Genomic DNA, 11,045 nt, shown 5'->3' on the forward strand with positions numbered 1-11,045 from the left:
CAAGGAAAAGGTGGAAACGACCTGCGCTCCGGTGATCCCGCGCTGGCATTCCGAGAATATCTCTTGGCGCATGGCGCTAAACTCGGTCATCAATTGAGAGGTCAACTTGGAACGTTGCTCTGCACTGTTCCATTGATCGAGAATGACCAGGGTAATGATTGATAATATTCCGGGCAGGAAAATAGCATATTGGTCTCTATGAGAATCCAAGAACAAAGGGCCAAACGCCAAAATGACCGCGACTATCCACCCTGCCAGATAGCTCTTTGGAAGCCTGTCAACCATAATTTGCGCTCCCCAAACGCGAGATTAAGTTTCCTCGCAATGATGCCGCGACTTTTCTGCTGATGCAATCCAAAGTTGCTCGTGCATTGGACGTGTCGGGCGTTGCAGTGCAATAGTCTCACGACATGGCGCCGTCTTCGAGGCGCGGCATTCGACGGAAATCGCGCGGCTCAGCCTGTTATCTGAGGCAATTTGAGGCGAAGCCAAACATGCCTCTTGAATTGGATAAGGCCTAGAGGCCCTCAGAAACCCAGAGCCCAATCACCCCAGCGCCTTCAGCGCCGCCCTGCCCGCATATTTCGCCTGGCTCCCCAATTCCTGCTCGATCCGCAGCAACTGATTGTACTTGGCGGTGCGATCGGAGCGCGCCAGCGAGCCGGTTTTGATCTGGCCGCAATTGGTCGCGACCGCGAGGTCGGCGATGGTGGAATCCTCGGTTTCGCCGGAGCGGTGCGACATCACGGCGGTGTAGCCGGCCTTGTAGGCCATCTCGACCGCATCAAGCGTTTCCGTCAGCGTCCCGATCTGGTTGACCTTGACGAGAATGGAGTTGGCGCGGCCGTTCTTGATGCCGTCGGCGAGCCGGGTCACGTTGGTCACGAACAGGTCGTCGCCGACCAGCTGGTATTTGCTGCCGATGAGATCGGTCAGTTGCTTCCAGCCGTCCATATCGTCTTCGGACATGCCATCCTCGATCGAGACGATCGGATAGCGCGATGCGAGATCGGCGAGATATTTTGCCTGTTCGGAAACCGAGCGGGTCTTGCTCTCGCCGCCGTAAACGTATTTGCCGTCCCTGAAGAATTCGGTCGCGGCACAATCCAGCGCCAGCATGACGTCGCCGCCGGCTTTGTAACCGGCCTTGCCGATCGCAGCCATGACGAATTCAAGGGCCGCATCCGCCGACGGCAGGTTCGGGGCGAAACCGCCCTCGTCGCCGACATTGGTGTTGTGACCGGCCTTCTTCAGCTCGGCGCGCAAGGTGTGGAAGATTTCCGAACCGCAGCGCAGCGCCTCGGCAAAGCTCTTGGCGCCGACCGGCATGATCATGAATTCCTGGAAATCGATCGGATTGTCCGCGTGCACGCCGCCATTGATGATGTTCATCATCGGCACCGGCAGGGTCCGCGCCGAGGTGCCGCCGACATAACGATACAGCGGCATGTCGAAGGATTCCGCCGCCGCCTTGGCGCAGGCGAGCGAAACGCCGAGGATGGCGTTGGCGCCGAGCCGGCTTTTGTTCGGCGTGCCGTCGAGATCGATCATGATCTGGTCGATCTGAACCTGCTCTTCGACCGCCATGTCGCTGAGGGCGTCGAAGATTTCGCCGTTCACGGCCGCGACGGCCTTTTGCACGCCCTTGCCGAGATAGCGCGCCTTGTCGCCGTCGCGCAGTTCGACCGCCTCATGGGCGCCGGTGGAGGCCCCCGACGGCACCGCCGCGCGGCCGATCGAACCGTCCTCCAGCACCACATCGACCTCAACCGTGGGATTGCCACGGCTGTCGAGGATTTCGCGGCCGATGATGTCGACGATGGCGGTCATGGGTGCCTCTTTGGAAAAATTGGAGAAGGGTTGGCGCTGCTTCTACAGCAAGCCTTTACAGCAAGCTTTGGCGGCCGAAAAGGTTGCCTTGAAGATTGCCTTGCCCGTGACGCCGCCCGGCGAATTGTCTAATAACGCGGCAATGGAGACAAAGCATGTCCAAGAAACCTAGCAAATCGTCAAAGCCGGTATCGGATTCACCGGGCCTGCAGCTTGGCCGCGCCGTGGAATGGCCCACCTCGCCTGACGCCGCGAAGCTCGACCGTGTTCCCAATCCGCAAAAAGATACCAATTACGTGGTGCGCTTCACCGCGCCGGAATTCACCTCGCTCTGCCCGGTCACCGGCCAGCCCGACTTCGCGCATCTGATGATCGACTATGTGCCGGGCCCATGGCTGCTGGAGTCGAAATCGCTGAAACTCTATGTCGCGAGCTTCCGCAATCACGGCGCGTTCCACGAGGATTGCACGGTGGCGATCGGCAAGCGGATCGCGGCGGCAATCAAGCCGAAATGGCTGCGCATCGGCGGCTACTGGTATCCGCGCGGCGGCATTCCGATCGACGTGTTCTGGCAAACCGGCAAACTGCCGAAGGATCTGTGGATTCCGGATCAGGGCGTCGCGCCCTATCGCGGCCGGGGCTGATCCGTTCGCGCGCATGATCGCCTGACGGAACGGTTGCAACAACCGTCCTGCGGTCTAGCGGGGCAGTCCAGCCCCCTTGCTTTATTTGATCGATAAAATCGATTGATTTAACTATTATTATCTGTTGGATAGATCGATCGAAGCTATCGATATTGGGTGGGTCAACCGACGGAGCCCGCCTCATGACCAACCCAGCTTCCCAACTCGTCACCGCCGCCGATCTCGCCAGTTCGCTTAGCAGAAGAGCCGCCGGGACCGCGCCGTCAGGCCCGGCACATGAACTGGGCAGAACCTTCCTGGCGACGCTGCCCGGCCTACTGCTGGCGTCGACGGTCGCGATGACTGCCTATCTGGTCCGGCAACTGCCTGGCATGGCGACGTTCAGCCCGCAAATCCTTTCCATCATGCTCGGCATCGCGTTCCATAATCTGGTCGGCACGCCGTCCGCCGCCAAAACAGGCGTGACCTTCAGCCTGCGGCGGCTGCTGCGCATCGCCATCATCCTGCTCGGACTGCAATTGACAATCGCAGAGGTGATCGAGGTCGGTGGCCGCGGTATCGGCATCATCGCGGCAACGCTGGTGGCCACCTTCGCCTTTACGGTCTGGATGGGGAAGCTGCTCGGCGTCGATCGCAAACTGGCCCAGTTGATCGCCGCCGGCACATCCATTTGCGGCGCGTCCGCCGTGATCGCCACCAACACGGTGACCGACGCGCATGATGAAGACGTGGCTTACGCGGTGGCCTGCGTGACCGTGTTCGGGTCGGTGGCGATGTTCACCTATCCGCTGCTCCCGGGACTGCTGCAACTCGATCCCCACGCCTTCGGACTGTGGAGCGGTGCGTCGATCCACGAGATCGCGCAGGTCATAGCCGCGGCTTTCCAGGACGGACAAAGGGCCGGCCAGTTCGCCACCATCGCCAAACTGTCGCGTGTCATGTTGCTGGCGCCTGTCGTGATCGCCCTGGGCTTGATGGCGCGTGGCGCCAGCAAGGACGATCCGGCCACGGGCACGTCGTCGGCCCGGCCGCCAATGCCCTGGTTCGTGCTCGGCTTCGTGGCGCTGGTCGGCGTCAACAGCCTGATCGCGATCCCGGCCGAAACAAAAATCTGGATCGCGGCGGCGACCACGTTCCTGCTGTCCGTCGCTCTGGCGGCGATGGGGCTGGAAACCGATATCCGCAAGCTGACGGCCAAAGGCATTCGGCCGGCACTTTTGGGGGCCCTTGCCTTCCTCTTCATCGCAAGCTTCAGTCTTGCCCTCATCAAGCTCTTTGGATAGCCGCTCATGACGCTGGAACAACTTCGCATCTTCATTGCGGTCGCGGAAAAGCAGCATGTCACGCAGGCCGCAAGCGAGTTGAACCTGACGCAATCCGCAACGAGCGCCGCCATCGCGGCGCTCGAGGCGCGTTACGACATCAAGCTGTTCGACCGCATCGGCCGCGGCATCGTGCTGACGCAGACCGGCCGCGACTTCCTGATCGAGGCCCGCGCGGTGCTGGCGCGCGCCAGAGCGGCGGCGCAGGTGCTGAACGATCTGGCGGGATTGAAGCGCGGGTCGCTGACGATCGCCGCAAGCCAGACGGTCGCCAACTACTGGCTGCCGGGCCGCCTCCAGGCCTTTCATGCCGCCTATCCCGGCATCGATCTGCACGTCAGCATTGCCAACACCGAGCAGGTCGCGCGGGCGGTTCTCCAGGGCAGCGCCGACCTCGGCTTCGTCGAAGGCGAGGTCGACGACGCCTCGCTCGCGGCCAAAAGGATCGACGGCGATGCGCTGATCGTGGTCGTCGGCGCCAAGCACCCATGGGTCAGCGGGAAGAATCGGGTCGACGGGAAGAATTGGATCGGCGGTAAGAAAATCGCGCCAAAGGATTTGCTGGCGACCGCCTGGGTGTTGCGGGAACCTGGCTCCGGCACGCGGTCGATGTTCGAGACCGCGCTGCGGCAATCCGGCATCAAATTGTCCGATCTTCGGATCGCGCTGGAATTGCCGTCCAACGAAGCCGTCCGCACCGCCGTCGAGACCGGCGACTGCGCCACCGCGATTTCCGATCTCGTGGTCACGCCATCGCTGGCCGCCAAGACCCTGTACCGCGTCAAGTTCGATCTGCCGCGACGCTCGTTCTATATCTTGCGGCACAAGGAGCGGCATGTGAGCCGCATCGAACAGGCCCTGCTGAAATCGCTCCAGGGTTGAGCAACGGCCGTTTGCACAATGCGTGGCCTTGTTGGTCGCCCGATCAAATGCAATCATCTCCAAGGGAGCGGCGTCGCGCGAACCAGGACCCGCGAGGAAATGGAGGGCCTCATGACCGATGTCGACGTAGTCGTCAGCGCCTATGGCGCGGCCTGGATGGACGTTGATGAGGCGGAGCGCCGTCGCCTGCTCGCCATCGCATGGAGCGACGACGGGGTGTATCAGGACCCGACCGCCGATGTGTCGGGTCGTGAAGCGCTGGTGCAGCATATCGCGGGCTTTCGACAACGCATGCCCGGCTTCAAAATCATCCTGACGAGTGGCGTAGATCACCATCACGGCAAATTTCATTTTTTATGGAAGATGGTCGGTCCGGACGGTCAGACCACCGTCGAGGGCCGTGATTTCGGCGAACTTGACGGGGATGGCCGGATTGCCCGGATTGTGGGGTTTTTTGGCGCGCCGCCGGCATTGCCGGAAGCCGCCGCCATCCAGAACGCGCCTACATTGACGATTGATAAATCTGTTTAGAGGATTGCGATGTCGGGCAGATTTGGCAAACACGCGGTCGTCGTCGGCGCCGGAATTGGCGGATTGACCGCGGCAAAGGCGCTGTCGTCGTATTTCGAAAAAGTCAGCGTGCTGGAGCGCGATGCCTTACCTGCCGGACCGGAAGCGCGCACCGGAACGCCGCAGTCGCGGCAGGTTCATGTTCTCCTCAAAGGCGGTCTCAACGCCCTCACCGAATTCTTTCCCGGTTTCGAGACGAAGCTTGAGCAGGCCGGCGCGATGCGGGCCCGGGTCGGCTCAGAGATTCGGATCGAATCTCCGGGGTTCGATCCGTTTCCGCTGCGCGATCTCGATTTCGACACGCTCTGCATGACACGGCCTTTGGTGGAATTTGTGGTGCGACGCGGCGTCGAACAGCAAGCCAATGTCGAATTGCAGTCGCGTTGTCGCGTCACTCAATTTTTGACCTCGCCCGACGGATCTGCGGTCGTGGGCGTCCGCTACGACCTTGCGAATGGCGAAAGCACGACGCTCGCGGCCGATCTTGTCGTCGATGCATCGTCACGCGGCACGCTCACCCTCGAGGCGCTGGACCGCCTCGGCATGCCAAGACCTAATGAGACCGAGATCGGCGTCGATCTCAGCTATGCAACGGCGACCTTCGATATTCCTCCGGCGGCGCCGCGCGACTGGCGCGCGGTGATCCACCGCCCCTCGGCCGACAGCGGGCGCGGCGCGTTCCTGTTTCCGATCGAAAACAACCGCTGGCATGTCGGCCTCAACGGCGTCCATGGCGAGACCCCGCCTGACGACGTGCAGGGCTTCATCGCCTTCGCCAGGACGCTGCGAACACCGACCATCTACGATGCCATCAAGGACGCCACAGCGGCCGGACCGATCTACCGGTTCGGCCTGCCCTGCAGCGTACGGCGGCGGTTCGAGTCGCTTTCGAATTTTCCGGCCCGATTGCTCCCGCTCGGCGATGTGATCTGTCGCGTCAACCCGGCTTTCGGACAGGGAATGAGCGTGGTCGCGCAGGAAGTGGCCGTCCTCAAACACCTTCTCGACGCGCGGGCTGGCGCGGCCGATCCGCTTGATGGGCTGGCACAGGCTTTCTTCGCCGCTATCCAGGACGTGCTCGCCGCCCCCTGGTCGGCGGCCGAGAACGATTTTATTTATGCGAAGACACGCGGGGAATGCCCGGCGAATTTTCAGCGGCGATTGAAATACAGTAGCGCGTTGCTGCGGATCGCCGCCGAGGATGCGGCTGTCCACCGGATCATGACGGAGGTGAACCATCTCATGAAGCCGCCGAGCGCATTGCGCGATCCGCAGATCGCGAGCCGCGTTACAGCCCTGATGGCGGCCTCCGCCTAAGGCTGAACGTCGGGCCGCGCGGCCGCATCCTCCGGCCTGCGCTGCCGCAGCAGCCGCGCACAGGCAAAGCCGAGCGCGACGATAATGACGGCGCTGGTGAGCAAGGTCGGCATCTTGCCGACGTTCAGGATGCCAAACCCGTAGGCGATCGGACCCACGGTCTGGCCCATGAAAAAGAAGAACGAGTGCAGCGACATCGCGGTGGCGCGGGCTTCCACCGACAGTTCGCTGGCAAATACCTGCAGGCAGCCGTGGATGGTGTAGAAACCCCAGCCCATGAACAGGAGGCTGATGGCCTGGATCTTCCAGCTCGGGCCGAACGCGATGACGGCGAGTTGCAGCCCGACCAGCGAGCCGCCCATGATCATCATGCCCTTGACGCCGAGCCGCGGCAGAAAGCGGGAAACCGTCAGCGTATAGAACAGGCCGCCGAGCGCGAACCCGGCGATGACGATGCCCGCGATCGACAGGCTGGTCTCGCCGAGTTCGAACAGGAACGAGGCAAGATAAGGAAACAGCCCGAGCACGCAGCAGCCTTCGATGAAGACCGCGGCGTAGCAAAGCGCGTTCGGGTTGGAAAAGATGGTGCGATAGCCGTGCCGGAGCGCCGACAGATTGGTTTTGGGCGGATGCGCCAGCGCCGCGCCGCGAAAGCCGGCCGCCACCGCAACCGACGCCACGATGACCAGAACGCCCAGCACCGCCAGCACGCCGCGCCAGCCCAGGAAGTCGCCGATCACGCCGGAAAAGGAGGCACCCAGGAGATTGCCGGTCATCGAACCCGCCAGTGTGCGCCCGATCGCGACCTGGCGCTTGGCGGGCGCCACGAGGTCGCTGGTCAGGCCCAGCGCGACCGGAAACACGCCGCCGGAACCAATCCCGGCCAGAATGCGCGTCGCGAACAACATTGGAAACGATGTCGACAGCGCGCCGAGGATGCTCGCCAGGCCCAGCAGCACCAGGCACACGATCATCAGCCGCGCCTTGCCGAACAGATCCGCCGCGGCCCCCAGCACCGGCTGTACGATCGCGAAGGTGAAGGCGAACACCGCGGAGAAGCTGGCCGCGGTGGCGATGCTGATGCCGAAATCGCCGGCGACATGCGGCAGCACCGGATCGAGCGCGCGGGCCGACAGGCTGGCCGCGAAATTCGCGAGCGCGATGATGTTGATGGCCGGCGGCAAGCGCGCTTCATGCGACCGCAATCCTGTCTGCGGCATCAACGCGCTACATTCTTGTCAGGATTCTTGTCGACAAGTTTCTTGGCGAGCATGTCGAACGCCATCAGCGTCCGCAGCAACCCTTCGAACTCGCGCAACGGTACCATGTTGGGACCATCCGACGGCGCGTGGTCGGGATCGGGATGGGTTTCGATGAACACGCCGGCGACGCCGACGGCGACCGCGGCACGCGCCAGCACCGGGACGAATTCGCGCTCGCCGCCCGATGAGGTGCCCTTGCCGCCCGGCTGCTGCACCGAATGGGTGGCGTCGAAGATGACGGGCGCGCCGGTCGTGCGCGCCAAAATCGGCAGTGCCCGCATGTCCGACACCAGGGTGTTGTAGCCGAACGAGGCGCCACGCTCGGTGACCAGAACGTTGGGGTTGCCCGCGCCGGTGATCTTGGCGACGACATTGGCCATGTCCCACGGCGCCAGAAACTGCCCTTTCTTGACGTTGACGACCTTGCCGGTCGCGGCGGCCGCCAGCAGCAGATCGGTCTGCCGGCACAGAAACGCCGGGATCTGCAGCACGTCGACGGCCTGCGCCACCTCGGCGCATTGGGCGGCCTCGTGGACATCGGTGAGGACAGGCAATCCCAGCGACGAGCGTATTTCGGCAAAGATCGGCAGCGCCTGCGCAAGCCCTATGCCGCGCGCGGCGGATACGCTGGTGCGGTTGGCCTTGTCGAACGAGGTCTTGTAGACAAGGCCAATTTTCAAGCGCGCCGCGATCTCCTTCAGCGCGCTTGCCACTTCAAGGGCGTGCGCGCGGCTCTCGAGCTGGCACGGACCGGCGATAACAGACATCGGCAAGTCATTGCCGAATTTGACTGATCCGGCGGCGACCACGGACGCAGCTGCAAGTGTGGCGTTCAAGGCTTTTCCTTCATGACGGCGTCCGCAGACCATGCCGTGCAGCGCCGGGGGGATCAACCCTCGGCGCGCATCAGTGCGTACCGGTTTTGAGGCCGGAATACGCGCTAAATATCTATGCCCTCTTGAATATCAGGGTTGCTCGAATATCAGGGTTGCGCCATGGCCGATATCGGACGGTATGATGACGTTGCCCAGATGCTCCACGGGCGCAATGCCGCCCTTCCCGAGCGCGGATATCAGCGCGGCCTTGTTGCGCAGCGACAGACGTATCGCGGCCAGCCGGGCCCCATCTGCCGGATCCGGCGGCTTTACGGCAAATTGCCGGCGGTACGCCGTGGAATCCATCACCCCGATCTCGCCCCGTGGCGTCCTGACCGCGATGCCATTCGGGTTCGACGTCACATCGCTGACGCCGCAGAACGCACGGAAGAAGGCCGCATGATCGGCAGGACGATCCGCGACCATCGTCACTCCAGCGATACCTGCGACGCCGTTCGAATGGATCTGGAACGCCGGATTCCAGAAATTCTCCGGATAGTGCTGCTGGCACGTGAAGTATCCGATGTCGGGTGCCTTGGGATCGGTCGCAAACGCCAGCGAGAACCCAACCTTCACGGTTGAGCCGTCGGGCCGCTTGGCGTCGCGTTCGAAGTCGAATTGATCGAGATGTCCGATGCCGGCTTGATGGAATGCCGCAACGTCGCCGGCCGCCCCCTTGCCCTCCAGCACCAGCATCGACAATCCCTCTGTGCGCGCGAGGAAGTCACGCGTGAAGCCGCCGAACGAGAACGAACCCTGCGGTGGCATCGGGATCAGTCCGGGCTCGCCGACGGTAATCAATTCGATAAAAAAGCCGGGGAACTGAACGATCCGATTATGCGTACCCCAGGGATGGCGGTTGCGCGCGCCGACAGTAAAGCCGGCGCTCGCGTAGAACGCCGCCGCCGCGTCGAGATCGCGGACGGCGTGCACGATGTGGTCGAGACCACGGGGCATCCCGCGAAACCTTAAGCCCTTTAAGCGGCGGTTACTTCACCGCTGAGAATGCGGTCGGCACCAAGAGTTGGTTGACGATGTTGCCGACGATCTGGCCATCGGCTTCGGTCTGCGCGCGCGCCGAGATCCAGTCCGGATCGCTCTGGAACGCGGCCCATTTCTTGTCGCGCTCGGCCAGCGATTCCCAGGCCAGCAGATAGGTCAGTTCCTGATTGGATTCACCGACCAGCGTGGTGAAAAAGCCGGCCTGCTTGATGCCATGCTTGTCCCACAGCTTCAGCGTGATGGTCTCAAAACGTTTCAACAGTGCCGGCAGCCGGCCCGGCAGGCAGCGATAGACGCGGGTTTCGTAAATCATGAGTATGACTCCCTGATCTGTTCTTGCGGTGGTCGAGATTGTTTTGTCGCAACAATCGGCGCGTTCGTCAAAGGCCGCCGATGCATGGCATCACACCAGCCGCGACTGCACCATGGCGGCCTGAACGAAGGATGCGAACAGCGGATGCGGTTCGCGGCCTGAACGAAGGATGCGAACAGCGGATGCGGTTCGAACGGCCGCGATTTCAGTTCCGGATGGAATTGCACCCCGATGAACCAGGGATGATCCTCATATTCGACGATCTCCGGCAGCACGCCGTCGGGCGAAAGCCCGGAAAATCTCAGGCCGTGCTGCTCGAGCCGGTCCTTGTAGGCGGTGTTGACCTCATAGCGATGACGATGACGTTCTGAAATCTCAAGGGCGCCGCCGTAAACCTCGGACACCCGGCTGCCGCGCTTGAGCACCGCGGGGTACGCGCCAAGCCGCATGGTGCCGCCGAGATCGCCGGCCTTGGTTCGCTTCTCGAGCTCATTGCCGCGCAGCCATTCCGTCATCAGGCCGACCAGCGGTTCGGGGGTGGGGCCGAACTCCGTGGAATTCGCCTGCTCGATGCCGACCAGGTTGCGCGCGGCCTCGATCACCGCCATCTGCATGCCGAAGCAGATGCCGAAATAGGGCACGTTGCGCTCACGCGCGAACTGCGCCGCGCGGATCTTGCCCTCGGCGCCGCGCTGGCCGAAGCCGCCGGGCACCAGAATGCCGTTGACGTGTTCCAGAAACGGCGCCGGATCCTCGTTCTCGAACACCTCGCTCTCGATCCAGTCGAGATTGACCTTCACCTTGTTGGCGATGCCGCCATGCGACAGCGCCTCGATCAGCGATTTGTAGGCATCCTTCATGCCGGTGTACTTGCCGACGATCGCGATCGTCACCGCGCCTTCGGGATTGCGCACCCGCTCGTTGATGACATGCCAGCTTTGCAGCGCGGGCGGAATCCTGGGCTCGATGCCGAACGCCGCCAGCACCTCGTCGTCGAGGCCGGCGGCGTGATAGCCCTCCGGCACGGC

Annotated in this window: 12 protein-coding genes and 1 pseudogene; 6 read left to right on the forward strand and 7 right to left on the reverse strand. The window is 62.8% G+C overall.

Annotated features, from left to right (window positions below):
* Both ABR948_RS24125 and eno read right to left on the reverse strand, forming a co-directional pair.
* A partial coding sequence (locus ABR948_RS24125; RefSeq protein WP_428122919.1) for a hypothetical protein occupies window positions 1-285 on the reverse strand: 285 nt, incomplete at its 3' end.
* Window positions 286-546: 261 nt separating this feature from the next.
* Window positions 547-1,830, reverse strand: coding sequence for a phosphopyruvate hydratase (eno, locus tag ABR948_RS24130; RefSeq protein WP_428122921.1), 1,284 nt, complete (start codon window positions 1,828-1,830; stop codon window positions 547-549).
* Between eno and ABR948_RS24135 the strand changes: the two genes are divergently transcribed.
* The 6 genes from ABR948_RS24135 (at window position 1,808) to ABR948_RS24160 (ending at window position 6,565) form a co-directional block, all read left to right on the forward strand.
* Window positions 1,808-2,002, forward strand: coding sequence for a hypothetical protein (locus ABR948_RS24135; protein WP_428122922.1), 195 nt, complete (start codon window positions 1,808-1,810; stop codon window positions 2,000-2,002). The genes eno and ABR948_RS24135 overlap by 23 nt on opposite strands.
* Window positions 1,986-2,474, forward strand: a complete 489-nt coding sequence (queF, locus tag ABR948_RS24140; RefSeq protein WP_428122923.1) for a preQ(1) synthase — start codon at window positions 1,986-1,988, stop codon at window positions 2,472-2,474. Before ABR948_RS24135 ends, queF begins: the two co-directional genes overlap by 17 nt.
* A 182-nt stretch (window positions 2,475-2,656) precedes the next feature.
* A complete protein-coding gene (locus ABR948_RS24145) occupies window positions 2,657-3,757 on the forward strand; it encodes a YeiH family protein (RefSeq protein ID WP_428122925.1) in 1,101 nt (366 codons plus the stop codon).
* 6 nt (window positions 3,758-3,763) lie between these two features.
* A complete protein-coding gene (locus ABR948_RS24150; protein WP_428122926.1) occupies window positions 3,764-4,678 on the forward strand; it encodes a LysR family transcriptional regulator in 915 nt (304 codons plus the stop codon).
* A 111-nt stretch (window positions 4,679-4,789) separates the two neighbouring features.
* Window positions 4,790-5,209 carry a nuclear transport factor 2 family protein gene (locus tag ABR948_RS24155; RefSeq protein WP_428122928.1) on the forward strand — a complete coding sequence of 140 codons (420 nt, stop codon included), beginning with the start codon at window positions 4,790-4,792 and terminating at the stop codon, window positions 5,207-5,209.
* Window positions 5,210-5,218: 9 nt separating this feature from the next.
* Window positions 5,219-6,565, forward strand: a complete 1,347-nt coding sequence (locus ABR948_RS24160; protein ID WP_428122929.1) for an NAD(P)/FAD-dependent oxidoreductase — start codon at window positions 5,219-5,221, stop codon at window positions 6,563-6,565.
* Here ABR948_RS24160 and ABR948_RS24165 read toward each other — a convergent pair.
* The 5 genes and pseudogenes from ABR948_RS24165 to pyrG form a co-directional block, all read right to left on the reverse strand.
* Window positions 6,562-7,785 carry an MFS transporter gene (locus tag ABR948_RS24165; protein WP_428122930.1) on the reverse strand — a complete coding sequence of 408 codons (1,224 nt, stop codon included), beginning with the start codon at window positions 7,783-7,785 and terminating at the stop codon, window positions 6,562-6,564. The genes ABR948_RS24160 and ABR948_RS24165 overlap by 4 nt on opposite strands.
* On the reverse strand, window positions 7,785-8,696 hold the full coding sequence (gene kdsA / locus ABR948_RS24170) for a 3-deoxy-8-phosphooctulonate synthase (RefSeq protein ID WP_428122934.1): 912 nt from the start codon (window positions 8,694-8,696) through the stop codon (window positions 7,785-7,787). The genes ABR948_RS24165 and kdsA overlap by 1 nt, the downstream gene beginning before the upstream one ends.
* A gap of 96 nt (window positions 8,697-8,792) precedes the next feature.
* The gene (locus tag ABR948_RS24175; RefSeq protein ID WP_428122931.1) at window positions 8,793-9,659 is read right to left on the reverse strand and encodes a VOC family protein; all 867 of its coding nucleotides are present in this window, start codon (window positions 9,657-9,659) and stop codon (window positions 8,793-8,795) included.
* A 31-nt stretch (window positions 9,660-9,690) separates the two neighbouring features.
* Entirely contained in the window at window positions 9,691-10,017 is a 327-nt protein-coding gene (locus ABR948_RS24180; RefSeq protein ID WP_428122932.1) for an NIPSNAP family protein, read from the reverse strand.
* A 152-nt stretch (window positions 10,018-10,169) separates the two neighbouring features.
* Window positions 10,170-11,045: pseudogene (gene pyrG / locus ABR948_RS24185) on the reverse strand (CTP synthase); the annotation flags it as partial.

It is taken from the genome of Bradyrhizobium sp., assembly GCF_050014615.1.
In the GTDB taxonomy this organism is placed as follows: Bacteria; Pseudomonadota; Alphaproteobacteria; order Rhizobiales; family Xanthobacteraceae; genus Bradyrhizobium.

Coding starts and splice junctions, on each gene's coding strand:
- ABR948_RS24135 (WP_428122922.1), top strand. CDS start 1,808: ATGATGTCGACGATGGCGGTCATGGGTGCCTCTTTGGAAAAATTGGAG.
- eno (WP_428122921.1), bottom strand. CDS start 1,830: ATGACCGCCATCGTCGACATCATCGGCCGCGAAATCCTCGACAGCCGT.
- queF (WP_428122923.1), top strand. CDS start 1,986: ATGTCCAAGAAACCTAGCAAATCGTCAAAGCCGGTATCGGATTCACCG.
- ABR948_RS24145 (WP_428122925.1), top strand. CDS start 2,657: ATGACCAACCCAGCTTCCCAACTCGTCACCGCCGCCGATCTCGCCAGT.
- ABR948_RS24150 (WP_428122926.1), top strand. CDS start 3,764: ATGACGCTGGAACAACTTCGCATCTTCATTGCGGTCGCGGAAAAGCAG.
- ABR948_RS24155 (WP_428122928.1), top strand. CDS start 4,790: ATGACCGATGTCGACGTAGTCGTCAGCGCCTATGGCGCGGCCTGGATG.
- ABR948_RS24160 (WP_428122929.1), top strand. CDS start 5,219: ATGTCGGGCAGATTTGGCAAACACGCGGTCGTCGTCGGCGCCGGAATT.
- ABR948_RS24165 (WP_428122930.1), bottom strand. CDS start 7,785: ATGCCGCAGACAGGATTGCGGTCGCATGAAGCGCGCTTGCCGCCGGCC.
- kdsA (WP_428122934.1), bottom strand. CDS start 8,696: ATGGTCTGCGGACGCCGTCATGAAGGAAAAGCCTTGAACGCCACACTT.
- ABR948_RS24175 (WP_428122931.1), bottom strand. CDS start 9,659: ATGCCCCGTGGTCTCGACCACATCGTGCACGCCGTCCGCGATCTCGAC.
- ABR948_RS24180 (WP_428122932.1), bottom strand. CDS start 10,017: ATGATTTACGAAACCCGCGTCTATCGCTGCCTGCCGGGCCGGCTGCCG.